Origin of the sequence: Streptomyces sp. NPDC017936 (genome assembly GCF_044328485.1) — a bacterium.
Taxonomy (GTDB): Bacteria; Actinomycetota; Actinomycetes; order Streptomycetales; family Streptomycetaceae; genus Streptomyces.
This window is the reverse complement of the sequence record NZ_JBIRHK010000002.1, coordinates 248569-272035: the sequence shown is the minus strand read 5'-3', so window position 1 is coordinate 272035 and position 23467 is coordinate 248569. Positions and strand designations below refer to the sequence as shown.

At 75.5% G+C, this 23467-nt stretch carries 20 protein-coding genes and 1 pseudogene; 6 read left to right on the top strand and 15 right to left on the bottom strand.

The window, feature by feature from the left end:
- Position 1: 1 nt before the first annotated feature.
- Entirely contained in the window at positions 2–2056 is a 2055-nt protein-coding gene (locus ACH4F6_RS04780) for an FAD-dependent oxidoreductase (RefSeq protein WP_397958434.1), read from the bottom strand.
- A gap of 222 nt (positions 2057–2278) precedes the next feature.
- Here ACH4F6_RS04780 and ACH4F6_RS04775 point away from each other — a divergent pair, with 222 nt between their 5' ends.
- On the top strand, positions 2279–3232 hold the full coding sequence (locus tag ACH4F6_RS04775) for an LLM class F420-dependent oxidoreductase (RefSeq protein WP_397958433.1): 954 nt from the start codon (positions 2279–2281) through the stop codon (positions 3230–3232).
- A 228-nt stretch (positions 3233–3460) separates the two neighbouring features.
- Here the strand turns inward: ACH4F6_RS04775 and ACH4F6_RS04770 are convergent, their stop codons facing one another.
- Together ACH4F6_RS04770 and ACH4F6_RS04765 are read right to left on the bottom strand one after the other, a co-directional pair.
- Complete coding sequence (locus tag ACH4F6_RS04770) at positions 3461–4465, bottom strand: SDR family oxidoreductase (protein WP_397958432.1); 1005 nt, start codon at positions 4463–4465, stop codon at positions 3461–3463.
- 51 nt (positions 4466–4516) lie between these two features.
- Entirely contained in the window at positions 4517–5011 is a 495-nt protein-coding gene (locus ACH4F6_RS04765) for a phage holin family protein (RefSeq protein WP_397958431.1), read from the bottom strand.
- Positions 5012–5133: 122 nt separating this feature from the next.
- Between ACH4F6_RS04765 and ACH4F6_RS04760 the strand changes: the two genes are divergently transcribed.
- Complete coding sequence (locus ACH4F6_RS04760; protein ID WP_397958430.1) at positions 5134–5484, top strand: VOC family protein; 351 nt, start codon at positions 5134–5136, stop codon at positions 5482–5484.
- Between the two features lie 12 nt (positions 5485–5496).
- Here the strand turns inward: ACH4F6_RS04760 and ACH4F6_RS04755 are convergent.
- Positions 5497–6428, bottom strand: a pseudogene (locus ACH4F6_RS04755) (arginase family protein).
- A 59-nt stretch (positions 6429–6487) separates the two neighbouring features.
- Here ACH4F6_RS04755 and ACH4F6_RS04750 point away from each other — a divergent pair.
- The gene (locus tag ACH4F6_RS04750; RefSeq protein ID WP_397958429.1) at positions 6488–6844 is read left to right on the top strand and encodes a DUF6204 family protein; all 357 of its coding nucleotides are present in this window, start codon (positions 6488–6490) and stop codon (positions 6842–6844) included.
- Here the strand turns inward: ACH4F6_RS04750 and ACH4F6_RS04745 are convergent.
- From ACH4F6_RS04745 to ACH4F6_RS04720, 6 genes are all read right to left on the bottom strand, one after another.
- Complete coding sequence (locus ACH4F6_RS04745; RefSeq protein WP_397958428.1) at positions 6807–7367, bottom strand: GNAT family N-acetyltransferase; 561 nt, start codon at positions 7365–7367, stop codon at positions 6807–6809. The two genes, ACH4F6_RS04750 and ACH4F6_RS04745, sit on opposite strands and share 38 nt — an antisense overlap.
- A gap of 20 nt (positions 7368–7387) precedes the next feature.
- Positions 7388–7639 carry a DUF1049 domain-containing protein gene (locus tag ACH4F6_RS04740; protein WP_397958427.1) on the bottom strand — a complete coding sequence of 84 codons (252 nt, stop codon included), beginning with the start codon at positions 7637–7639 and terminating at the stop codon, positions 7388–7390.
- 74 nt (positions 7640–7713) lie between these two features.
- The gene (locus ACH4F6_RS04735; protein WP_397958426.1) at positions 7714–8637 is read right to left on the bottom strand and encodes an LD-carboxypeptidase; all 924 of its coding nucleotides are present in this window, start codon (positions 8635–8637) and stop codon (positions 7714–7716) included.
- A complete protein-coding gene (locus ACH4F6_RS04730) occupies positions 8634–10586 on the bottom strand; it encodes a prolyl oligopeptidase family serine peptidase (protein WP_397958425.1) in 1953 nt (650 codons plus the stop codon). The genes ACH4F6_RS04735 and ACH4F6_RS04730 overlap by 4 nt, the downstream gene beginning before the upstream one ends.
- Before the next feature lie 17 nt (positions 10587–10603).
- Positions 10604–11908, bottom strand: a complete 1305-nt coding sequence (locus ACH4F6_RS04725; protein ID WP_397958424.1) for a M20/M25/M40 family metallo-hydrolase — start codon at positions 11906–11908, stop codon at positions 10604–10606.
- Positions 11901–12734 carry a M55 family metallopeptidase gene (locus ACH4F6_RS04720; protein ID WP_397958423.1) on the bottom strand — a complete coding sequence of 278 codons (834 nt, stop codon included), beginning with the start codon at positions 12732–12734 and terminating at the stop codon, positions 11901–11903. Before ACH4F6_RS04720 ends, ACH4F6_RS04725 begins: the two co-directional genes overlap by 8 nt.
- Before the next feature lie 216 nt (positions 12735–12950).
- On the opposite strand from ACH4F6_RS04720, the gene ACH4F6_RS04715 reads away from it, so the two are divergent.
- The gene (locus ACH4F6_RS04715; protein ID WP_397958422.1) at positions 12951–13880 is read left to right on the top strand and encodes a sigma-70 family RNA polymerase sigma factor; all 930 of its coding nucleotides are present in this window, start codon (positions 12951–12953) and stop codon (positions 13878–13880) included.
- A gap of 7 nt (positions 13881–13887) precedes the next feature.
- Here the strand turns inward: ACH4F6_RS04715 and ACH4F6_RS04710 are convergent, their stop codons facing one another.
- The 5 genes from ACH4F6_RS04710 to ACH4F6_RS04690 form a co-directional block, all read right to left on the bottom strand.
- Entirely contained in the window at positions 13888–14229 is a 342-nt protein-coding gene (locus tag ACH4F6_RS04710; RefSeq protein WP_397958421.1) for a DoxX family protein, read from the bottom strand.
- Between the two features lie 129 nt (positions 14230–14358).
- The gene (locus tag ACH4F6_RS04705; protein ID WP_397958420.1) at positions 14359–15084 is read right to left on the bottom strand and encodes a methyltransferase domain-containing protein; all 726 of its coding nucleotides are present in this window, start codon (positions 15082–15084) and stop codon (positions 14359–14361) included.
- A 220-nt stretch (positions 15085–15304) separates the two neighbouring features.
- Positions 15305–17794, bottom strand: a complete 2490-nt coding sequence (locus tag ACH4F6_RS04700) for a SpoIIE family protein phosphatase (RefSeq protein WP_397958419.1) — start codon at positions 17792–17794, stop codon at positions 15305–15307.
- Between the two features lie 140 nt (positions 17795–17934).
- Positions 17935–20340, bottom strand: a complete 2406-nt coding sequence (locus ACH4F6_RS04695; protein WP_397958418.1) for an MFS transporter — start codon at positions 20338–20340, stop codon at positions 17935–17937.
- Positions 20341–20502: 162 nt separating this feature from the next.
- Positions 20503–20946: an SRPBCC family protein gene (locus ACH4F6_RS04690; RefSeq protein WP_397958417.1), complete on the bottom strand. Its 444-nt coding sequence runs from the start codon at positions 20944–20946 to the stop codon at positions 20503–20505.
- A 421-nt stretch (positions 20947–21367) separates the two neighbouring features.
- Here ACH4F6_RS04690 and ACH4F6_RS04685 point away from each other — a divergent pair, with 421 nt between their 5' ends.
- Together ACH4F6_RS04685 and ACH4F6_RS04680 are read left to right on the top strand one after the other, a co-directional pair.
- The gene (locus ACH4F6_RS04685) at positions 21368–22945 is read left to right on the top strand and encodes an alpha/beta hydrolase (RefSeq protein ID WP_397958416.1); all 1578 of its coding nucleotides are present in this window, start codon (positions 21368–21370) and stop codon (positions 22943–22945) included.
- Positions 22946–23021: 76 nt separating this feature from the next.
- On the top strand, positions 23022–23420 hold the full coding sequence (locus ACH4F6_RS04680) for a RidA family protein (RefSeq protein WP_397958415.1): 399 nt from the start codon (positions 23022–23024) through the stop codon (positions 23418–23420).
- The last annotated feature ends 47 nt before the right edge of the window (positions 23421–23467 follow it).

Below are 23467 nucleotides of genomic sequence, written 5' to 3'. Positions count from 1 at the left end.
GTTACTGGTCTCCTTCCACGGGGGTGTCGGGGGCGTCGGGCGCGTCGGAGCGCCTGACGGGGCCGGGAGCGGGCTCGTGCCCGGCGGTCCGCGCACCGGGCCGCCGGTCCGGCCGGTCCTTCACCGGTCCGGAGCCGGGCCGGTCGCCGCCGGGCTCCCGATGCGCGGCTTCCCGCTGCGCGGGCTGCCGCTTCACGGGCTCGGGCGTCGGCGACGTGATCGTCCGCGAGGAGTCCGCACCACCGCCCCCGCCCGTCGCACCCGGGACGGCGGGACCGTCGGCCACGGACCCCCGCTCCCCCCGGCGCCTGGCGGGCTCACGCTTCACCGGAGCGGGCGTCGGCGACGTGATCGTCCGCGAGGTGTCCGCACCACCGCCCCCGCCCGTCGCGCCCGGGAGGTCGGGACCGTCGGCCACGGGTCCCTGCTGCTCCCGGTGCCCGGCGGCTTCCCGTTGCGCGGGCTGCCGCTTCACGGGCTCGGGCGTCGGCGACGTGATCGTCCGCGAAGAGTCCTCGCCGCCACCCCCGCCCGTCGCGCCCGGGACGGCGGGACCGTCGGCCGCGGACCCCCGCTCCCCCCGGCGCCTGGCGGGCTCACGCTTCACCGGAGCGGGCGTCGGCGACGTGATCGTCCGTGAAGTGTCCGCACCACCGCCCCCGCCGGCGGCCCGCTGTCCGGCCGGGGCCGGGGTGCCGCCCGCGTCGGCCGTCCCGGGGGCGGACCCGGCCGTCCCCTGCTCCCGCTCGCGTCCGCCGGGCACCCGCGCCAGCTCCGGCGCGTCCGTGTCCAGCGGCACCGACCAGGACCGCACGAGCCCCAACTGGACGCCCTGGCGCGGCAGGACGGCGTCCAGCAGCCAGTCGGCGGCGACGCGGACGCGGTTGCCGGGCATGGCGGCGAGGTGGTAGCCGCGGGTGACCAGGCCGGCCGGCAGCCCGGAGAGGGGGATGCCGAGCGGGTTGGCGGCGGCCTTGACCCCGCCGAGGTCGACGACGAAGCCCATGTCCTTGTGCCGGTAGGGCCGCGGTGTGCCCCCGGTGAGGGAGACGGCGACGTTGTGCGCCGCCACCTTGCCCTGCCGCCAGGCGTGCTGCGCGGTCATCGGCGTGTACTGCCCGGGCCGGTCCAGGTCGGGCACGGCGGCCGCGTCGCCGCACGCGAACACCTCGGGCCGGCCGGGGACCTGGAGCGTGGGCTCGACGAGGAGCCGGCCGCGTTCGAGGGGCAGTCCGAGGGACTCGACGAGCGGATCGGGCCGCACGCCCACGCACCACACCAGGGTGCGGGTGTCGACGGACTCGCCGTCGGTCAGCAGGACCCCGTCGCGGGTGGCCTCCTTCACGGAGGTCCCCATGCGCACCTCGACGCCCCGCGCGCGCAGCACCCGGTCGGCGGTGTCCGAGAGCCGCTGGTCCAGTTCGGGCAGGACGCGGCCGGCGACGTCGAGGAGCAGCCAGCGCGGCCGTATGCCCTGGCGCAGGGGGTGGGAGCGCACCAGCGCGTCGGTCAGCAGCTGCCCCTGCGCGGCGACCTCGGTGCCGGTGTAGCCGGCACCGACCACCACGAAGGTGCAGCGCGCGGCGCACTCGCCGGGGTCGTCCGCGGTGGCGGCGAGCTCGATCTGGCGGGTGACGTGGTCGCGCAGGTAGAGCGCCTCGGGCAGGCCGCGGAAGCCGTGCGCGTGCTCGGCGACGCCGGGGATCGGCAGCAGCTTGTTGACGCTGCCCGCGGCCAGCACCAGCCGGTCGTAGGCCAGGGTGCCGGATCCGCCCTCGGGGTCGGTGTAGTGGACGGTGCGCCCGTCGAGGTCGATGCGGCCGGCCTCGCCGAGCACCAGGCGTACGTCCGGCAGGGTGCCGGACAGGGAGACGGTGACCCGGCGGGGTTCGAGGATGCCGGCGGCCACCTGCGGCAGCAGGGGCAGGTAGAGGAAGTAGTCGGTCGGGTTCAGCAGGGTGATGTCGGCCCGGCCCCGGGCCGCCCGCGCGAGGGTGCGGGCCGTCCGGTACCCGGCGAAACCGGCTCCGACGATCACGATGCGAGGTCGACTCACGGTTCGCCTCCGGATCGGGTGTCCCCCCGCTCTCGTGGCGGTGGGGGCGTGCGTCGTACGGGAGTTTTCCGCGTACGAGGGTTTCCGCGTCCCCCTGGCCAGGGCCGTCAAACGTCCGCGGGGCCGCGGGCGGGGCCGTCCGGCCCCGGTTGTGCTCCCTCGGCCCCGGGTACCCGGGCGGCGACCCGTCCCACCCGCGGCACACCGGCGGAGGTACCTCCCATGCCCGAGTACGGCTACTTCCTGTCCTGCGAGGAGTTCAGCCCGGCGGACCTGATCGAACAGGCGCGGATGGCCGAGCAGGCCGGCTTCCGGGCGCTGTGGATCTCCGACCACTACCACCCGTGGAACGACGCGCAGGGTCAGAGCCCGTTCGTCTGGTCGGTGATCGGCGCGCTGTCGGAGGCCGTGTCGCTCCCGATCGAGACGGCGGTGACCTGCCCGACGGTGCGGATGCACCCGGCGGTGGTGGCCCAGGCCGCGGCGACGAGCGCGGTGATGACGAACGGCCGCTTCCGTCTGGGCGTCGGCTCGGGCGAGGCCCTCAACGAACACATCCTCGGCGACGCCTGGCCGCCCACGCACGTCCGCCTGGAGATGCTGGAGGAGGCGATCCACGTCATGCGCCGGCTGTTCACCGGCGAGCAGGTCAGCCACCACGGCACCCACTACACGGTGGAGAACGCCCGCCTCTACACCGTCCCCGACGAGCCCGTCCCGATCGACATCTCCGGTTTCGGCCCCGAGGCGACGGCGCTCGCCTCCCGCGTCGGCGACGGCTACATCACGATGATGCCCGAGGAGCCGATGGTGGCGCAGTTCCGCAAGGGCGGCGGCGGGACGAAGCCGGTCAGCGGCGGCACGAAGGTCTGTTACGGGCCGGACCGCGCCGAGGCCGTCCGCACGGTCCGCCGGCTGTGGTCGAACCAGCTGCTGCCCGGCGAGATGGGCCAGATCCTGCCCACGCCGCGCCACTTCGAGCAGCTCGAACCGCTGATCACCGAGGAGATGGTGGGCGAGAACACGGTGTGCGGCGACGACGTCGACGAGCACGTCGCCGCGCTGACCGCGTTCGCCGACGCGGGCTTCGACCGGATCTACGTCAACCAGATCGGCCCCGACCAGCGGGGCTTCTTCGACTTCTACCGGACCAAGGTCCTGCCCCGCCTGCCCTGAGGCCGCGCGGTCCCGGGGCCGTGCGCGGCCGGGCCGGCGCCCACGGCCCGGCCGGCGGCCCGGCCGCGGACGGCGCGCACGCCGGGGACGCCGCCGCGGTCGCCGGACCGCGGCGGACGGCCGGACCATACGGGCCGGACGTCCGCTCCGGCAGGAAACGGCCTCTGCCCGGCCGGGGAACCGAGTACTCGGTTCCCCGGCCGGGCAGAGGCCGCGGCGTCCCGTCGGTCAGCCGTGGGCCCGTCGGCGCAGTCCCGCGGCCACCGCCGCGCCGACGCCCGCCGCCAGCAGTCCGGCGCCCACCCGGCTCCGGTTGCGCGAGGCCCACTCCTGCGGGTCCCGGGCGACGGACTCCTCGTCGAACCGTCCGTGCGCCCCGAAGTCCCGCCCGTGCGGGCCGTCGGCCGGGCTCCACAGGTTGCCGGGTCCGTTGCCGGCCGCCGCGCCGTCCCGCGGTTCCTGCTGCGAGTCGAACCCGGTGCGGGCCAGGTACCGGTCGAGGAGCCCGGGCGCCACGGCGTTGGCCGCCAGCGTCGCCGCCGTCGAGGCGCCCACCCAGTACTCGCGCCGCCGCGCGTGCCCGGCGGCGTGCACGATCGTGCGCGCGGCCACCTCCGGCTGGTACACGGGCGCCACCGGCCGGGGCCGCCCCGGCATCCGGTTCAGGACCCACTCGAACTGGGGGGTGTTGACCGCGGGCAGCTGCACCATCGTCGTCCGCACCCGGCTGCCCGAGTGCAGCAGCTCGCACCGCAGCGACTCGTTGAAGCCCTGGATGGCGTGCTTGGCCCCGCAGTACGCCGCCTGCAGGGGCACCCCGCGGTAGGCGAGCGCGGAACCGACCTGCACGACCGTGCCGCGGTCGCGCGGCAGCATGTGCCGCAGGGCGGCCCGCGTGCCGAACACATAGCCCAGGTACGTCACTTCGGTCACCCGGCGGAACTCGTCGGGAGTGATCTCGGTGAACGGGCCGAAGACGCCGGTGAAGGCGTTGTTGACCCACACGTCGATGCGGCCGAAGACGTCGGCGACCCTCTGCGCCGCGTCGTCGACCGCCTTGGCGTCGGCCATGTCGACGCTCACGACGAGGGCCTCGCCGCCGGCGCGCTGCACGTCGTCGGCCGCCGCGGCGAGGCCCTCACGTCCCCGGGCCAGGAGGGCGACCCGATCGCCGCGCGCGGCGAAGGCACGGGCCGCGGCCCGGCCTACGCCGCCGCTGGCTCCGGTCACCACGACGACCCGGCCCTTGCAGGCCGCGGGCCCCCAGGGCGTCCGCACCCGGCATCACGCCCGGTGGTGCGGCGACTCGGGGTCGATGTCGCCGGCCCGCGGCGCCTCGCCGGGCCGCGGCATGCCGGCGCCCGGCGCGGTGTGCGGCATCGGCGGGTACGGCAGGCCGAGGCCCCCGGGCGGACCGGCGGGCGGCGTGCCGCCGACGACCCGGTCGTGCGGGGCGGACGCGCCGGCCCCGGGGTGGGCCGGGTGCCGGTGCGGCCGGGCGGCGCCGCGCAGCACGTACGCGAGGACGCCGAGGACCGCCGCGGTGATCAGCGCGGCGGCCCAGCCGGGCAGTCCCTCGCCGAGCGCCAGCCCGACGGCGAGCGCGACGGCGGCGCCCGCGTACAGGGCGACGGCGCCGGACGCGGCGTACAGCATGGCCGTACGGCGCTGCTTGCGGGTCTGCTCGCGCAGTTCCTCGCGGATGGTCTCGCGTGCCACCTGCGCCAGCTCGTCGACCAGGTGCTTGTCCAGGTGCTCCAGGTGATCCATGCGTTCCATGGCGGCCGGGTACCCGGCGTGACGGGCGCGTAACGCCGTCGGGGCCCGGGCCCGCCCGGTCCGGCGAGCGGGCCCGGGGAGGGGATCCTGTCGTCGCGGCCGCCCCAACTAGGCTGTCCCGCATGGACATTCTGGGAGCAACGCTGCGGGTCTGCGTCGACGATCTGGAAGCCGCCGTGCCCTTCTACGAACGGCTCGCGGGCGCTCCCGCGCAGCGGTTCGGCCGTGGGGGCGTGCAGGTGGCGGCGGTCGGCTGCTTCCTGCTGATGAGCGGGCCCGAGAGCGAGCTGGAGGTGCTGCGCAAGGTCGCGGCGACCATCGCCGTCACGGACGTCGACGAGGCGCACAAGACGCTCACCGGGCTGGGCGCCGACGTGATCGCGGGCCCGGTGCCGACGCCGGTGGGCCGCAACCTGATCGCCCGGCACCCGGACGGTTCGGTGTACGAGTACGTCGACCGCCGCACGCCCTGACGCGGACGCCGGTCAGGAGCGGCCGCGGGCGCGGACGACGACGTCGGCGGGGAGGGCGCCCGCGGTGCCGTCCGGGTCGAGGCCGGGGTCGTAGAGGATGACGTTGAGGCCGGCGCAGTGCGGGGAGGCGAGCAACGGGCGCAGCAGCGCGACGAGTTCGTCGGGGAACAGGCCGTCGGGGTCGGGGCTGTCGACGGCGGGCATCACGGTGGGGTCGAGCACGTCGGCGTCCAGGTGGACCCGGAAGCCGTCCAGTCCGGGGATCGCGAAGGCCTGGGCGGTGGCCTCGGCGCGTGCCCCCGGTCCCCACGCGCGCGGCTCGCCGACCGTCACGACCGGCGTCTTCAGGGCGGCGGGTTCGGCGCGGTCCTGCGTGAAGCAGTCCCGGATGCCGAAGAACCGCACGTCCTCGTCGCGCGGGTAGGGGCGCAGCCCCTCCAGGTCGGTGAGGTCCTCCTGCCCGCGCCCGGTGGCGAGCGCGATCTCCTCGCCGCCCGCCGCGCCGATCCGGTCGGAGTTGCCCGGGTGCCGGAAGTCCGGCGAGGCGTCCACGGCGACCAGTCCGTACCGGCCGACGCGGCGCGGCGCGAGGGAGGAGCCGAGCCCGATCGAGCAGTCGCCGCCGGGGACGACGGGGAAGTCTCCGGCCCGGACGTGCCGTTCGACGCGGTCGGCGAGCCTGCGGGTGCAGCCGGCGAGGGCGGCCGCGTGGAAGACGCCGTCGCCCTCCCGCCAGTCGCCCCGGTCGTAGCGCGGCGGCACGACGACCCCGCCCTCGGCCGCGCCGGTCCTCCCCCACTGCCTTGAAGGCGGGGGAGGTGCCCCCGCGGGATCCGCTGCTCGCGCAGGGCGCCGGCCGGTTTGTGGCAGCCGGGCACGGTGCCGGGGGCGGGCGGGCGCAGACCCGGGTGGGAGGGGGCGTCGAGCACGACGAAATTCCGCATGCGCGGCATCCTCGCGGACGTACAGTCGGGCATCCACCGAGTTGCGCCGAGGAGTGAGCGTGAGCGAACAGCACACCTACCGGGTCATCGTCCGGGGCACCTGGGAGGGTCTCACCGACGAGGCCCGTGCCCGGCTGCTCGACCGGGCCGCCGGCCACGGACTGGGCAGCATGCGGTTCACCGAGGAGGGCACGCTGACGTACGAACCGTCGCCGCTGAAGCACTTCTCGATGCGCTACGTGGTGGTGTCGGACGCGGCGGACGGCGAGGAGATGGCCGGCGCGCTCGCCGAGGACCTCGCCGGAACGCGGCTGCGGGAGCTGGGCTACGGCTTCACGGGGCTGCGGTCGACGGTCACCGACCTCGACACGATGAAGATCAACCGGAAGGGCGCGCGGAGCGCATCTCGACGGTGAGCGCCCACCGTTCGTGGTCCCGCCAGTCCCCGTCGATGTAGATCATCTTCGGGGAGAAGCCCTCCAGGCGGAACCCGCAGGAGCGGGCGAGGGCGATCGAGGCGGCGTTGCCGGGCTGGACGTTGATCTCCAGCCGGTGCAGCCGCATCGGCCCGAACGCGTGCCGGATCACCAGGTCGAGGCCCTCGCGCATCAGCCCCCGGCCGGCCGCGTGCGCGAAGGCGCCGTAGCCCAGCGCACCGCACTGGAAGCCGCCCTCGACGATGTTGTTGATGTTGATGAATCCGGCGACGGCCCCGTCGTCGAGGGTGCACACGAGGAAACCGGCCTTCGTGGGGTCCTCGATGAGCCGGCCCGCGTACGCGGTGTACGCCTGGGTCGTGGCCGGCGGGAACAGCCACGGGTGGTGCAGGTCCTTGCTCTCGCGGACCCGGGCGGTGAACTCGGCGGCGTCCGCGTGGGTGAAGTGGCGTATGCCCACGCGGGGGCCCTCGGCGAGGAAGCGGGATGCGGTGTGCGGCATCGGCCCAGCGTACGGCCCGCTCAGCGGCGCCGTCTCCGCACGCACCCGGCGTAGGCGCCGCACACGGCGCCGATGAGGGCCGTGGCGAGCAGCGCCACCCACAGCGGCAGCGTCACCACCGGGACCAGCAGTCTGATCTCGGTCGGGCCCCGGTTCTCGAAGATGAAGATCAGGGCGAGGGCGGCCAGCACCAGCACGGCGATCCGGCCGGGCGTCAGCTCCGGGCCCCGGCGGCCGGCCTTCGTGCCCCTCTCGGAGGTCTTCGTACCCATGGCACCAGGGTGGGCCGCGATCCGCCCGGCCGCACGACGGGGCCGGCCCGGCGCACGGCCCCGCCGCGCCGCGGTCAGCTCAGGGCGGGCGCGTCGAGGGTCAGCGTGCCGGCGTCGGCGTCGAGCTCGGCGCTCACCCCGAAGGGCACGGTCAGCGCCCCGTCGCAGTGCCCGAAGCCGAGCTCCTCGACGACGGGCACCCCGAGGCCGCCGAGCCGGTCGGCGAACACCGGGCGCAGCTCCTCGTAGGGTCCGCAGCTCGCCCAGGAGCCGAGCGCGACCCCGGCGACGCCGTCGAGCCAGCCGGTGCGCAGCAGCTGGGTGAGCGCGCGGTCGACGCGGTACGGCCGCTCCCCCACGTCCTCCAGCAGGAGCAGTCCGCCGCGGGCGCCGGGACGGGTGTGCGGGGTGCCGTGGCCGGTGGCGAGCAGGGCGAGGCAGCCGCCGAGGGTGACGCCCCGCGCCCGGCCGGGGGCGAGGGCGGTGCCGGCGGAGGTGAGGGTGCGGACGGTCTCCGGGGCGAACAGGGTTGCCTTCAGGTGCTCCTGGGCGCGGGCGTTCTTGAGGAAGTCGACGCCGGCGACGACGGGCCCGTACAGGGTGACCAGGCCGAGGCGGACGGCGAACGCCTCGTGCAGCGTCGTCGCGTCGCTGAAGCCGACGAACACCTTGGGGCCGGCGGCCCGCATCGCGTCCCAGTCGAGCAGGTCGACCGTGCGCTGGGCGCCGTAGCCGCCGCGCGCGCACAGCACCGCGTCGACGGACGGATCGCACCAGGCGCGCTGCAGGTCGGCGGCCCGGTCGGCGTCGGCGCCGGCGAGGTGGCCGAGGGTGTCGTGCCGGTCCAGGACGTGGGGGGCGACGACCGGGTCGAGGTCCCAGCCGCGCAGGACGTCCAGTCCGGCCTGGAGCCGTTCCTCCGCGACGGGCCCGCTGGGTGCGACGACCGCGACCCGGGCGCCGGGGGCGAGCCGGGCGGGCCGGCGGAGGTCCTTCACGTCACGAGCTCCAGGGTCGGGATGCCGGGCGGGCGCAGCCCGAAGACCTGAGCGTACAGGGAGAGCTCGGCCTCCAGGGCGCGCACCAGCGTCCCCTCCCGCCGGAACCCGTGCCCCTCCCCCGCGAAGGCGAGGTAGGCGTGCGGCACCCGGCGGCCGGCCAGGCGGGCCAGCAGGCGTTCGGCCTGGGCGGGCGGGCAGATCACGTCGTCCAGGCCCTGGAGCAGCAGGAACGGCACGGTGATCCGGTCGGCGTGCTCGACGGGCGAGCGTTCGGCGTACCGGGCGGGCACCTCGGCGAGCGGTCCGACGAGGGTGTCGAGGTAGCGGGACTCGAAGTCGTGGGTGCCGCCCGTCGCCCAGGCCGCGAGGTCGAGGACGGGATAGGCGATGGTGCCGCAGGCGTAGACGTCGGTGGAGGTGAGCGAGACGGCGGCGGTCCAGCCCCCCGCGCTGCCGCCGCGGACCGCCAGGCGCCGCCGGTCCGCGGTGCCCTCGTCGGCGAGCGCCAGGGCCACGGCCGCGCAGTCCTCCACGTCGACCACGCCCCACTGCTCGCGCAGCCGGTTCCGGTACCGGCGCCCGTACCCCGTCGACCCGCCGTAGTCGACCTCGGCGACCCCGATGCCCCGGGAGGTGAGGTAGGCGATCTCCAGGTCCAGCACGAGCGGCGCCCGGTCGGTGGGGCCGCCGTGCGCGTGGATGACGTACGGCGGCAGTTCCGCGTCGGGGGCGGCGCAGCCGGGGTGGTGGGGCGGGTAGACGTGGGCGTGGACGTCCCGGCCGTCGGGGCCGGTGAAGGTGCGGATCTGCGGTTCCGGGTAGTAGGCGGGGTCGACGCCGTCCCGGTGCGCGGCGCCGACGACGCGCGCCCGGCCCGTCGCGGTGTCCAGTTCCACCACCTCGTGGGCGCTGCGGGGGCTGGCCCCGACGCCGACGACGCGCTCGCCGCGCACGGCGAGCGTCGGCGTGAACTCGGTCCACGGTCCGGCCACGTCGACGACCTCGCCGGTCTCCGGGTCCAGGACGCCGAGGGCGGCGGCGCCCCGGCCGTGCACGACGGCGACGAGCCCGCCGTCCAGCGGGGCGAACCAGCGCAGACCCGGCTTCCACAGCGGTCCGGCGAACTCCTCCTCGCGGGGGCAGACGGGCGCGTGGTCGCGGTAGAGGTTCCACCAGCCCGAACGGTCGCTCGTGTACAGGAGACGGCCGTCCGCCGACCAGTCGACCTGCGCGACCGACTCCTGCGGCCCGCCCGCCACGACGTCCGCCCGGGCGAGCGTCCCGTCGGCGCCGACCTCGGCGACGACGACCTCCGTGCCATCCCACGGCATCCGCGGATGGTCCCAGGCCAGCCAGGCGGCCCGCCGCCCGTCCGGCGACAGGCGCGCCCCGGTGACGAACCGCCGCCGGTCGTCGGTGAGTTCACGCACCGCGTGCCGGTCGTCCGCGGCCGAGCCGTCCAGCGGTACGGCGGCCAGGAGCCGGCGCACCTCGGTGGGCCCGTCGCCGGTGAACTCCTCCAGCAGGCACCACACCTCGCCCCGTGCCGGCCGGATCAGCGGCTCCGCCCAGCGCAGCCCGCCGCCCACCGCGGAGACGGGGGTCAGCGGCCGGGGCTCGCCGCCGGGCTCGTACGCGTACAGCCGCTGGTCGGCGTGGTGCACGAAGACCACCAGGGGCCGGCCGTCGAGCAGTTCGCCCGCCCACGGCTGTCCGCCGTACTCGAGGACCCGGCTGCGCACGTTCCACGGCGCGGGCAGGACCTGTTCCTCGGTGCCGTCCGTCCGGCGCCGCACGAGGGCGCGCCGGCCGTCCTCGGCGGGCCGGGGCGCGGTCCACCACACCTCGTCGCCGACGAAGCCGACGTGCTCGGGCCGTCCGCCGTGCGCGGCGGCGAGGCGCGCGTCGAGGGGGGACGGCCAGGAACCGTACGGCAGGATCTGCACGTTCTTCCCCGCTCGTCTCAGACCGACCGCAGGAAGCGGTCGAGGACACGGACACCGAAGTGGAGGGCGTCGACGGGGACGCGTTCGTCGACGCCGTGGAAGAGGGCCTGGTGGTCGAGGCCCTCGGGCAGCCTCAGCGGCGAGAAGCCGTAGCCGGTGATGCCGAGCCGCGAGAACTGCTTGGCGTCCGTGCCGCCGGACATGCAGTACGGCACCACGTGCCCCTCGGGCGCGAACTCCGCCACGGCCGCCCGCATGTGCGCGAACGTCGGCGAGTCCACCGGCGCCTGGAGGGCGACCTCGCGGTGTTCGTACTCCCAGTCCACGTCGGGGCCGGTGAGTTCGTCGAGGGTGGCGCGGAACTCCTCCTCGCCGCCCGGCAGGTACCGTCCGTCGATGTGGGCGACGGCCTCCCCCGGGATCACGTTGACCTTGTAACCGGCGTCCAGCATGGTCGGGTTGGCGCTGTTGCGGACGGTCGCCTCGACCAGGGCGGCCGCCGGGCCGAGCTTCTCCAGCAGGCCGTCGACGTCGTCGAGGCCGCCGTCGAGGCCGTAGACCGCGGCGAGTTCGGTGAGCGCGGCCCGGACGGTCGGGGTCAGCCGCAGCGGCCACTCGTGTCCGCCGATCCGCGTGACGGCCGCGGCGAGGCGGGTCACCGCGTTCTCCCTGTTCACCTTGGAGCCGTGCCCGGCCCGCCCGCGCGCGGTGAGCCTGATCCAGGCGGTGCCGCGCTCCCCCGCCGCGACGGGGTAGATCCGGCGTCCGTCGCCGTCGTGGAATGTGTAGGCGCCGGACTCCCCGATGGCCTCCGTGCAGCCCTCGAAGAGGTGCGGATGCCGGTCGGCGAGGAAGCCGGAGCCGTCCTCGGCGCTGGCCTCCTCGTCGGCCGTGAAGGCGAGGACGACGTCCCGCCGGGGCCGCACGCCCTGCCGGGCCCAGCCGCGGACGACGGCGAGGACCATCGCGTCCGTGTTCTTCATGTCGACCGCGCCGCGCCCCCACACGACGCCGTCGCGCACCTCCCCGGAGAAGGGGTGCACGCTCCAGTCGGCGGCCTCGGCGGGCACGACGTCGAGGTGACCGTGGACCAGCAGCGCGTCCGCGGACGGATCGGTGCCCTCGATCCGGGCCACGACGTTGGTGCGGCCAGGGGTGCGCTCCAGCAGCACCGGCTCCAGGCCCGTCTCCGCCAGCAGCGCGGCCACGTACTCGGCGGCCGGCCGCTCCCGGCAGTCCCCGCCGCCCCGGTTGGTGGTGTCGATCCGGATGAGGTCGGAGGTGAACCGCACGACCTCGTCCCTCGCCTGCGCGTCAGCCATACTGCTCCTCCACCGCGGCCGACACCACCGTCGTGACCGCCTTGAACGTGCGGATCCCCTCGTACATGGTGCCGCTGGTGTACGCGACCCTGCGCTCCCCGGTCCGTGCCACGCCCGGCACGACGGTCGCGGCCATCGCCAGGTGCTCGGCGTCGAACTCCACCACGACGGTGAACGGCCCGGCCGGGACCGGTTCCCGACGGACCGCCAGGCCCGCGGCCCGCGCCGCCGCGGCGCGGATGTCGGCGGCGGTGCGGGCCGGGGTGCGGCACACGGCCGCGTACCGGGACACGTGGTCCTTGACCGCCACCTTCAGCGCCTCGGGCGCGTACCCGAGCGCGTCCTCGCAGGCCACGTCGTCCCCCGTGACCAGCACCACGGGCACCCCGTACTCGGCGACGACGTGCGCGTTCAGCAGCCCCTCGCTCGCCCGTACGCCGTTGAGCCACACCCCGGTCACGGAGTTGGCGAGGTACGTGTGGGCGAGGACGCCCTCCGCGCCGGCGCCCGCGTGGTAGCCGACGAACGCGACACCGTCGACGTCGCCGTGCTGGACGCCCTCCACCATCGTCAGCGCCTTGTGCCGCCCGGTGAGCAGGTGCGCCCGCTCGTCGAGCCGCTCGAGGAGCAGGTTGCGCATGGTCCAGTGGGCCTCGTTGACCAGGACCTCGTCGGCGCCGCCGTCGAAGAAGCCGAGGACGGCGGCGTTGACGTCCGAGGTGAACAGGACGCGGCACCGTTCCCACTCGGGCGTCCCGGGCAGCACGTCGGCCGGCCAGGTGACGCCGGTGGCGCCCTCCATGTCGGCACTGATCAGGATCTTCACGCCCGGTCCTCGCCCTCCGCCGGAGAATCCCCCGAGCTTAACCGGCCGTCCGCCGGGCGTCCGGGGAGCGGCCGCGTCACCCCGCGCGCGTCGCCCCGCCCGACGGCCGTGTGGCGCGCGTCACGCCTCGTCGGCGCGCATCCCGGGGACCCGCGGGGTCCGTCTCTGCTCTGATCTCCTGGCGGAACCCTCCGCGCGCGACACGAACGGGGACCCATGACGACGCACACGTTGCCGCCGGAGCGCTTCGAGGCGGACCGGCCGCGACTGCGGGCCGTCGCCCACCGCGTGCTCGGCTCGCTCGCCGAGGCCGACGACGCCGTGCAGGAGACGTGGCTGCGGGCGTCGCGGGCCGACGTCGGCGAGGTGGAGAACGTCAGCGCCTGGCTGACCACGGTGGTGGGCCGGGTGAGCCTGAACCTGCTGCGCTCGCGCCGGACCCGGCGCGAGGAACCGCTGGAGGCGTACCCGGCCGACGCGCGGGAGGCGACCGATCCGGAGGAGGAGGCGCTGCTGGCCGACTCGGTCGGGGTGGCGCTGCTGGTCGTCCTGGACACGCTGAATCCGGACGAGCGGCTGGCGTTCGTGCTGCACGACCTGTTCGCGGTGCCGTTCGACGGCATCGCCCCGCTGATCGAGCGCACACCGGCCGCGACCCGGCAGCTCGCGAGCCGGGCCCGCCGGCGGGTCAGGGGCGGGACCGTCCCGGCCGCCGGCCGGGGCCGGCAGCGGGAGGCGGTCGACGCGTTCCTGGCCGCCACCCGCGGCGGGGACTTCGAGGCGCTGCTGTCGCTGCTGCACCCCGACGTGGTGCTGACCGCCGACCGGTTCGTCGTGCCGACGCCGGAGCCGATCGCGGTCAGCGGGGCCCGGCCCGTCGCCGAGGGCGCGATGGCCGCGACCGGGCGGGCCCGGTTCACCGGTCTCGCGCTGCTCGACGGCCGCCTCGGCCTCGTGATGGCGCCGCACGGCCGGCTGCGGCTGGTGCTCCTCTTCACGGTCACGGACGAGGGGATCACCCGGATCGACGTCGTCGCGGACCGGGAGCGGCTGGCCGGGATCGAGGTGGCGGTGCCCGGCCCCGCCGCGCTCGATCCCGCCGCACTCGATCCCGAGGCGCCCGGCCCCGTCGCGCTCGACGGCTGACGGGTCCTCAGAACCACAGCACGAGCGAGGCCGCCGCCGGAGCCGCGTAGAGGAGCGGGAACGGCACGTGCGAGAACCAGCGGGCCCGCAGCACCGTCACGACGGCCCCGAGGAAGTACAGCACCAGGCCGGCGGCGGCCGTCGCTCCGATCACGGGCACGAACAGCCCGGCCAGGAGCCCGACCGCCCCGGCCGCCTTGGCGGCGCCCAGCCACGGCCACCACGAGCGGGGCACTCCGTAGTCGGCCAGCGGCTTCACGGTCCACTCGGCTCCGAGGAAGACCGAGGCGGCCGAGAACCCGGCCATGACGGCTCCCAGCACGGTGACGACGACGTAGGCGGTGGACATGTCGGCAGCTCCTCATCGGGGTGTCCGGGACTCCCGGGGTTCCGGGCCTTCCGGGCCTGCTTCACCCCTTCGACACGCCGCGCCGCGCTTGTGTGACAGCGGAAGGGCGGCCTTCCGGTGTGAGCGTGCTCACACCGCCCGGCCGGCCAGGATCCACTTCGACGGCAGCTCGATCCGCGTGCCGTCGGGCAGGAACTCCGTGGTGGTGAGCGGGAGATCACCGCAGGCGAGGACGCTGAGTCCGGCGGCGCCCAGGTGGACGGGCACCGCGTCGTCGGAGACCTCGCCGGGGGCTATGCCGTGCCGGAAGACCGGCTCGAGCTTCGGGGGCGGCCCGTCGGGGCTCTGGGCGAGGCCGCCGAGGACCGGGCGGGCGGCCTCCGACAGCTCGACGAGGAAGGCCCGGCCGCGTGCGCCGAGGAGCGCGGCGATCCCGTCCACCAGCGGCTGCCGGTCGTCGGGCTCGCACTGGTGCAGGACGCCCCTCATGTAGACGTTGGCGTCGCCGAGTTCGGCGTGCAGCGCCTCGGCCTCGCCCTTCTCGGCCGCGTCGAGCCGCCGGTACGCGGCCTGCCCCGCGGGGTCGGCGCGGCGGGCGCGGTCGAGGGCGGCGGCGGCCAGGTCGGTGCCGACGACGTGCGGGAAGCGGTCGGCCAGGAACCGCGTCTGGGTGCCGTTGCCGCAGCCGAGGTCGATCAGCGGCAGCCCGGGGTCGAGGAGCCGTGGCTCGAAGAAGGCGAGGTGGCGGGCGGCGGTCACCGCGGGGTCGGCGTCCCAGAACACCGCGCCCGCCTCCTGAGGTGCCTCCCGCCAGAAACCCTCCCAGGCCTCCCGGTACCGACTCGTCACGCCCATGCCCAACTCCCCAGTGTGCGACGCCGATCCGCCGTAAGTGACGGGCCAGTACGGTGTATCGCGCGCCGGGGGTACGGGCAAGCGCGGGGCGCGGATCCTCGCGCCCCGCCCGACGGACGCGCGCCGCCGCGCACCGGGGGAGGTGTGCCCGCGACCGGGGGGCGCGCCCGGCGCCCCGGAGCGCGCTCAGCCGGCCGGCGTGTTCAGCCGGCCGGCGTGTTCACCGTCTCGGCAGGGTCAGCTCGAACCAGACGGACTTGCCGCCGCCCGTACGGCTGGTGCCCCAGGCACGGGCCAGCGTGCTGACCACGCGCAGCCCGCGTCCCGACTCGTCGCCGGGGCCGGCGCTCAGCAGGGTCGGCAGCTCGTGGTCGTCGTCGTCCACCTCGCACAGCAGGGTGTCCCCGCGGACCAGCCGCAGGGCGACCGGCCGGGCGCGGGAGTGCCGTACGGCGTTGGTGACCAGCTCGCTGACCATCAGCTCGGCCGGGTGCGCGAGCTCGGACAGCCCCCACGCGTGGAGCCGCTCGCGGACCACCGCGCGGGCCCGGCCGACCTGGACGGCGTCGAGGGGGAAGGTCCACTCGGCGACGTCGTCGGGGGCGATGCCGCCCAGGCGGGCCATGAGCAGGGCCACGTCGTCCTTGCGGCCGCCCCGGGCGCCCAGGGAGCGGATGATGGTGTCGCAGGCGTCGTCCATGGAGGCGGCCGGGTGGGCGGCGGACTCGCACAGCGTGGCGAGGCCCACGCCGATGTCCTCGCCGCGCACCTCGACCAGGCCGTCGGTGCACATCACGAGCCGGTCGCCGGGCTCCACCCGCACGCGGACCGCCTCGAAGGGCACCCCGCCGACGCCGATCGGCGCGCCCGTGGGCAGGTCGAGCAGCTCGCTGCGGCCGTCGGCGGCGCGGACCAGCACCGGTGGTATGTGACCCGCGTTGGCGAGGAGCAGTTCGCCCGCGATCGGGTCGTAGACGGCGTACAGGCAGGTCGCGAGGTAGGTGTCGCCGAGGCGCTGGGCGAGGTCGTCGAGGTTGCGCAGGAGCTGGGCGGGCGGCAGGTCGAGGGCGGCCATGGTCTGCACCGCGGTGCGCAACTGCCCCATCATGGCGGCGGAGTTCAGGCCGTGCCCCATGACGTCGCCGACGACGAGGGCGGTGCGGGCGCCGGGCAGCTTCACGGAGTCGAACCAGTCGCCGCCGACGCGTCCGAGCAGCGTGCCCGGCAGGTACCGGGTGGCGATGTCGCAGCCGGCCGTCCGCGGCGGGATGCGCGGCAGCATGCTGTCCTGGAGGGTCTCGGCGACGGACTCCTGGTAGGTGTACATGCGGGCGTTGTCGAGCACGAGGCCCGCGCGGGCGGCGAGTTCGGCGCCGGTGACCCGGTCCATGTCGTTGAACTCGGCGCGTTCGGGGTGCCGCAGCAGGATCATGAACCCGAGGACGACGTTGCGCGCCTTCAGCGGCACGACCAGCATGGAGCGGCCCGTGATCAGGGGCCGGATGTCGCGCTTCTCGAACTGCGAGGCGATGGCGTGGCCCATCTGCTCGCTGATGCGCGGCACGAGGACGGGCTCGCCGGTGGTCATGCACTGGAAGAACGGGGTGTGCGCCGGGAAGGGCATGGCCTCGCCGACCGGGACGACGTCGTCCCAGCGGCCCGGTTCGTCGGTGTGCTCGACGGCGACCCGGTGCCACACGGTCGTCGTGTCGGGCACGCCCTCGGGGAACCCCTCGCCGGCGACGACCTGTTCGCGCAGATAGGTGCCGGCGACGTCGGTGAAGCGGGGGACGACGGCCCTGCTGACCTCGACGACGGTGCGGGACAGGTCGAGGGAGGTGCCGATCCGCCCGCTGACCTCGTTGAGGAACTCCAGGCGCTCGCGGACCGCCGCGTGCTCGAGGTCCTCGCCCTCGTCGCCGGGGTCCTGCGGTACGGGCCGGCCCTCGGCGGCGGCGCGGGCGGCGCGCTCACGGCGCGCCCTGCGCTCGACGCGCCGGGCCACGCCCCAGTCCGGGGTGACGGGCACCCGGTCGTTCTGGGTGAACTCCAGGATCGGGTAGCCGAGTTCGAGGACCTGCGCGACGATGCGGGCGCTCTCGCCGACGCTCATGCTGGGCAGGATGTCGGGGAGCCTGCGGGCCAGTTCCTCGAAGCCGGGGAAGTCCGTGTGCAGCGCGAAGCCGGGCGCGATGCGCTCCACGGGCGTGCCGTCCCGGTGCAGGGCCTGCGCGTCGGCGGCCAGCACGAGCAGCCGCTCACGGCCCGGCCCGACCAGCGGGTAGGCCCACCACAGGACGTCCACGCGGTCCCTCTCCCGGCCCGGGGCCGGCGGTACTCCCGTCCCGCTCCGCCCGGGCACGGTCAGCCGGGCCCGCCCGGCGGCCGGGTAGCCGAGTCCTCCGTCGAGGGAGGTGCCGAGCTCCGGTCCGATGCCGTTCCAGGCCGCGCCGTCCTCGTACGGCAGGTCCTCGTCCGCCTCGGGGAGGGCGCCGGAGACGGGCAGGAGGTCGATCGCGGCCTGGCCGATCGCCTCGTCCTTGGGGACGCCGAACAGCCGGCGGGCGCCGCTGCTCCAGTGGGAGACGAGGCCGTCGCGGTCGACCACCACCACGGCGAGCGGGACGCGTCCGGCGCCGGCGGGACCGTCCGCCGTACCGCTCCCGGCTCCGCGGCTCGGGGGTGCGTCCCTCTCGGTGCCACGGTCCATGGCCCAGGCCCTCTCTCCCCAGAGCTGTGCAAGATCTGTCCCGCAGCCACCACCGTACGGCGCACGTCGCTCGGGATGTGCGGCATTTCTGGAATTGGTTCCACCGGGGCGGCGCCGTGCGGCAGCCGCCCCGTGCCGCGTCAGTCCTCGTGGCCGAGCTGCAGGTCACGCTCCGTGCGGCGGCCTCCGGCGACGTGCAGCACGGTGGCCACCGGCGGGTAGCCGGCGGCGATGACGGTGTACTCGCCGGAGGCCAGGTCGACGAAGCGGAACGTCCCGTCGGCGCCCGTGGTGAGCGTGTCGACGACGTTGCCCGCCGCGTCGAGGAGCGTCACGCGCGCGTCCTCGACCGGCCTCCCGCCGGCGGCCCGGACCGTGCCGCGCAGCAGGGCGCCGCCGGCGAGTTCGACGTCCTGGCGGGTCTCCCGCGCGGCCTGCACGCTGACGGGCAGCGCGGCCGGGCGGAAGGCGGGCGCGCTGGCGGCGAGCGTGTACTCGCCGGCCACCAGCTCGGTGATGAGGTAGCCGCCCTCACGTCCGCTGCGGGTGCTCGCCACGACCTCGCCGTGGACGTTGGTGAGGGTCACGGTGGCGTCCCGCACCGGGGTGCCGTCCGCGGTGAGCACGGCGCCCGCGAGGCGGCCCGCGCCGCCGAGGACGACGTCCAGGTCGACGGGGCGTTCCCCGACGCTGACGGAGACGGCCTGCGGCTGGTGCCCGCCCGCGGCGGCGATCAGGACGTACGCCCCCGGGCCGGGCGTGGCCAGCGCGTACCGCCCGTCCTCGCCGCTCGCGCCGCGCCCGATCTGCTGTCCGGCGACGTCGATGAGGGTGAGCGCGGCCCGGGGCACGGCGGTCCCGTCGGAGTGCCGGACCGTGCCGCAGACGGCGATGCCGGCGGCGTGCGCGGAACGGGCCTGCGGGACGGTGGCGTCGGGGAGCGGGGACTGCGTCGCGGCGGTGGGATGGGACACCAGCGGTCTCTCCTTGAGGAAGAAGGCGATGAGCAGGCCGAGGAGGAGCACCGGTACGAGGTAGAGGAAGATCCTCGGCATGGCGTCGGCGTAGGCGTGGACGTAGGCGTCCCGCAGCGCCGGGGGCAGGGCGTGGACGAGCTGTGGTGTGAGGGACTCGGGGTCGGGCAGGCCGGTGCCGGCGGACGCGGGCGGGCGCTCGCGCAGGGCGTCGGCGAGCCGGTCGGCGAAGAGGGTGCCGAAGACCGCGGCGCCGACGCTGCCGCCGATCTGGCGCAGGTAGTTGTGGGCGCTGGTGGCGGTGCCGAGGTCGGCGGGGCGGACGGAGTTCTGCACGGCGAGGATCAGCACGGGCATGACCAGGCCGATGCCGGTGCCGAGGACGGCCATCCAGAGGCTGTAGTGAAGGCGGGGCGTGTCCGCCTCGAGCCGGGACAGCAGCGCCATGCCGAGCGCGGCGAGCCCGCAGCCGAGGACGGGGTGGATCCGGTGGCGGCCGGTGCGGCTGACGAGCTGTCCGGCGAGGACGGAGGCGACGACGATGCCGCCCATCATGGGCAGCATCAGCAGGCCGGACTCGGTGGCGGACACCCCGTCGACCATCTGGAGGAAGGTGGGCAGGTAGCCGGCCGCGCCGAACAGGGCGACACCGGTGACCAGGCCGACCAGGCCGGTGACGACGAAGACGGGGTCGCGCAGGAGCCGCAGGGGGACGAGGGGCTCGGCGGCGAAGTGCTCGACGACGAGGAAGAGGGCGGTGGCGACGGCGGCTCCCGCGGCCAGGGCGAGGATGACGCGCGAGCCCCAGGCGTGCTCGGTGCCGCCCCAGCTGGTCAGCAGGACCAGACAGGTGGAGGCGGCGGCGAGCAGCAGGGTGCCGAGCACGTCGAAGCGGGGCCTGGTGCGCGGCTTGGGCAGCTCGAGCACGACGGCGACGACGGCGAGGGTGAGCAGGCCGAAGGGGACGTTGACGTAGAAGCACCAGCGCCAGGACAGGTGGTCGGTGAACCAGCCGCCCAGGAGCGGGCCGGCGACGGAGGCGAGGCCGAAGGCGGCGCCGATGAGGCCCATGAACCGGCCGCGCTGCCGGGGCGGCACGATGTCGGCGATGATCGCCTGCACGCCGGTCATGAGGCCGCCGGCGCCGACGCCCTGCACGGCGCGGAAGGCGATCAGCTGGTCCATGGTCCGCGCCCGTCCGGCGAGCGCGGAGCCGACGACGAAGACGACGATCGCGAACTGGAAGACGCCCTTGCGGCCGAGGAGGTCGCCGAGCTTGCCGTAGACGGGCAGCCCGACGGTGGCGGTGAGGAGGTAGGCGGTGATCGCCCAGGACATGCGGTCCAGGCCGTGCAGCTCGCCGACGATCTTCGGCAGGGCGGTGGCGACGATCATCTGCTCCAGCGCCGCCAGGAGCAGCGCGAGCATGAGGGCGAGGAAGACCAGCCGCACCCGGCGCGGGCTCGGTCCGGCGGCCGGGGGCGGTTCGGGGGCGGGCGCCCGTGGGGGCGCCGCCGGGGTGCTCCGCGGTTCGCCGTGGCGTCCGTCCTGCACCAGAGTGGTCCCGCGCACCTGCCGCTCCCCTCGTCGCACCTGTCCCGCCGTCGCCGCGCATCAGCGGCAACTTCGCACGGGTGCGACGAGTTACGGCACCGACCCGGTCCGAAGGGAGAACCACTCGAACCGGTGAGGGGGGCCAACGGTCAAGGACGGTCGGGTCCTTGACCGGGCGGACTACTTCTCGACCTCGGCGGCGAGCCTGGCGAGGACCGCGTCGTAGATGCGGCCGAGGCCCTTGGGGGCGAACGTCCTCTCGAAGAAACCGCCGATGCCGCCGGCGCCGGTCCAGGTGGTGGTCACCACGACCCGGGACCTGCCCTCGCCGGCCGGGGTGACGCGCCAGACGGTGACCATCGAGGAGTTGCGGTCCTTCTCGACGAGCTCGCCGTCGGTGGGCTCGGTGACCTCCAGGAGGCAGTCGCGGACGCGCTTGCTGGTGGCCTGGAGCTTCCAGTGGACGAGGGTCCCCTCGCCGTCGCCGCCCTCGTGCACCTCGTACTCGCTGAAGTGCTCGGGCAGCAGCTTCGCGCGCGTGCCGCTGTAGTCGGCGAGCGTGTCGAACACCTGGTCCGGGTCCGCCGCGACGACCCGCTCGGTGGTGGCTTCGACCTGCGCCATGGGGTTCCTCCAGGTCCTCGTGTCTCGGGGTTGGGGCAAGCCAACCACCCCGGTCCCCGGCCGCCCAAATCGGGGTTGCGCAAGCGGTCGCCGGGCGATCGAAAAGGGCCGCCGCGCGATCAGGGGAACACGCGTTCCCTCCCCGGGCGCGGTGCCGCCGAGGAGGCGTCACCCGCTCGGAGCGGCATCGGTCCCGCGCGCGGGGGCGCCCCGCGGGCCCCGGCCGGCCGAGCCGGTGGACGAGCGGCCCGCCGGGCCCGGTCCGGCCCGGCCCACGCCGGTCCGAGCGCGTTCGAGGGCATCGCTCGGCCCGATCGGGTCACGTATCGCCACATCGGGTCCTTCCGGACGTTCTTTCCGGGACGATGCGCCGAGGGCCGTGATCCACGCGGTCCGTCGACCTCCGTCCTGGGAGGACTCCATGAGAAGACGCGCAGCGGTGCTGTGCGGTGCCGCCGTCGTCGTGGCCGGGACGCTGACCGCCGCGTCCGCCGGCGCGAGCCCGTCGCCCACCCCTCGGGCCGTCCGGACGGCGCAGCTCACCTGGAAGGGGTGCGCCACCACCGACCATCCGACGCTGCAGTGCGCGTCCCTGAAGGTGCCGCTCGACCACGCCGATCCCGGCGGGCGGCAGATCACGCTCGCGCTGTCCCGGGTGCCGCACACCGCGGCGAGGTCCCAGGGCCCGTTGCTGGTCAACCCGGGCGGTCCCGGCGGCAGCGGGCTGACGCTCGCCGGGTTCGTCGCGTCCGCGCTGCCGAAGGGCGTGGCGGCCCAGTACGACGTGATCGGCTTCGACCCGCGCGGGGTGGGCGGGAGCACGCCCGCGCTGGACTGCGAGCCGAAGCGGTTCACCCCCGTGCGCCCGGACTCCGTGCCGGCCACCGGAGCTCTCGAGCGGGCCAACCTCGAGCGCGCCCGGTCCTTCGCGGCGGCCTGCGGCGAGAAGTACGCGGACGTGCTGCCGTACGTCGACACGCTCAGCGCCGTGAAGGACATGGACGCGATCCGCCGGGCCGTCGGCGCGTCGCGGCTGAACTACTTCGGCTACTCGTACGGCACCTACCTCGGGGCCGTGTACGCCCGGCAGTACCCGCAGCGGGTGCGGCGCCTGGTCCTCGACTCGATCGTCGACCCCACCGGCGTCTGGTACGAGGCCAACCTCGCCCAGGACCTGGCCTTCGACGACCGGCACCGCGCCCTGATGGCCTGGATCGCCCGGCACGACGCCACGTACGGGCTCGGCACCGATCCCGAGGAGGTCGAGGCCGCGTGGTACGCGATGCGGGCGGCGCTGGCGAAGCGGCCGGCGGACGGCACGGTGGGCGCCGCGGAACTGGAGGACACCTTCCTGCCCGGCGGCTACTACAACGGGTACTGGCCGCACCTCGCCGAGGCGTTCGCCGCGTACGTCAACGAGGAGGACTCCGGCCCGCTGGTCGAGGCGTACGAGAACTTCGGCGCGGTCGACGCCTCGGGGGACAACGGCTACAGCGTCTACACCTCGGTGCAGTGCCGTGACGCCGCCTGGCCGCGCGACTGGGAGCGGTGGCGGGCGGACCAGTGGGCGACGTACCGGAAGGCGCCGTTCATGACCTGGAACAACGCCTGGTACAACGCGCCGTGCGCCTTCTGGCCGGTCCCTCCCGCCGGTCCGGTGGACGTCTCCAACGAGGACCTGCCGCCGGCCCTGCTGTTCCAGGCGACGGATGACGCGGCCACCCCGTACGAGGGCGGCGCGACGGTCCACGCCCTGCTGCGCGGCTCCAGCCTCGTCGTCGAGGAGGGCGGCGGGAACCACGGCATCACGCTGAGCGGCAACGCCTGTCTGGACGAGCACCTGGCGGCGTACCTGGCCGACGGCACCGTGCCGCGCGGCGCCGGGGCGGTCGACGCGGTGTGCGCCGCGGTGCCCGACCCCAAGCCGCTGAGCGCGAAGGTCGCGTCCGGCACGGCCCACGGCTCGACGCTGCACGGGCTGCTCGGCTTCCGCGGCTGAGCCGGGCCGCCCCCGGCGACGCTCCCGGCGGCGGCCCGCCGGGAGCGTCGCCGGACCCGTGGTCCACCATGGGCGCATGAGTGAGCTGATCAGGATCCCCGCCCCCGACGGCGTCGCCGCGGCCGCCCAGTACACCCATGTCGTCCTGGGGACCGGCCGTTTCGTGGCCGTCTCCGGGCAGCTTCCCCTCGACGAGCACGGCGCCCCGGTCGGCGCGGGCGACCCCGGGGCCCAGGCCCGCCAGGTCTTCGAGAACCTCCGGCGCTGCCTCGCCGCGGCGGGGGCCACCTTCGACGACGTCGTGAAACTCACCTACTTCGTCACGGACATGGCCCACATGCCGGCGATCCGCGCGGCCCGCGCCGCGCACATACCGGACGACCGCCTGCCGGCCTCCTCGGCCGTGCAGGTCGCCGCGCTGGTCCGCCCGGAGTTCCTGATGGAGATCGAGGCCTTCGCGGTGGTGCCCGGGTGACGACTCACTTCCCGACCCCGGTGGTCCGGGAGGCGGCGGTCGCCGGC

Bases quoted from the DNA above. Each gene is read 5' to 3' on its own strand.
- ACH4F6_RS04690 (WP_397958417.1), bottom strand. From the start codon at position 20,946: ATGGCGCAGGTCGAAGCCACCACCGAGCGGGTCGTCGCGGCGGACCCG.
- ACH4F6_RS04715 (WP_397958422.1), top strand. From the start codon at position 12,951: ATGACGACGCACACGTTGCCGCCGGAGCGCTTCGAGGCGGACCGGCCG.
- ACH4F6_RS04680 (WP_397958415.1), top strand. From the start codon at position 23,022: ATGAGTGAGCTGATCAGGATCCCCGCCCCCGACGGCGTCGCCGCGGCC.
- ACH4F6_RS04705 (WP_397958420.1), bottom strand. From the start codon at position 15,084: ATGGGCGTGACGAGTCGGTACCGGGAGGCCTGGGAGGGTTTCTGGCGG.
- ACH4F6_RS04710 (WP_397958421.1), bottom strand. From the start codon at position 14,229: ATGTCCACCGCCTACGTCGTCGTCACCGTGCTGGGAGCCGTCATGGCC.
- ACH4F6_RS04725 (WP_397958424.1), bottom strand. From the start codon at position 11,908: ATGGCTGACGCGCAGGCGAGGGACGAGGTCGTGCGGTTCACCTCCGAC.
- ACH4F6_RS04765 (WP_397958431.1), bottom strand. From the start codon at position 5,011: ATGGAACGCATGGATCACCTGGAGCACCTGGACAAGCACCTGGTCGAC.
- ACH4F6_RS04685 (WP_397958416.1), top strand. From the start codon at position 21,368: ATGAGAAGACGCGCAGCGGTGCTGTGCGGTGCCGCCGTCGTCGTGGCC.
- ACH4F6_RS04740 (WP_397958427.1), bottom strand. From the start codon at position 7,639: ATGGGTACGAAGACCTCCGAGAGGGGCACGAAGGCCGGCCGCCGGGGC.
- ACH4F6_RS04745 (WP_397958428.1), bottom strand. From the start codon at position 7,367: ATGCCGCACACCGCATCCCGCTTCCTCGCCGAGGGCCCCCGCGTGGGC.
- ACH4F6_RS04775 (WP_397958433.1), top strand. From the start codon at position 2,279: ATGCCCGAGTACGGCTACTTCCTGTCCTGCGAGGAGTTCAGCCCGGCG.
- ACH4F6_RS04700 (WP_397958419.1), bottom strand. From the start codon at position 17,794: ATGGACCGTGGCACCGAGAGGGACGCACCCCCGAGCCGCGGAGCCGGG.
- ACH4F6_RS04760 (WP_397958430.1), top strand. From the start codon at position 5,134: ATGGACATTCTGGGAGCAACGCTGCGGGTCTGCGTCGACGATCTGGAA.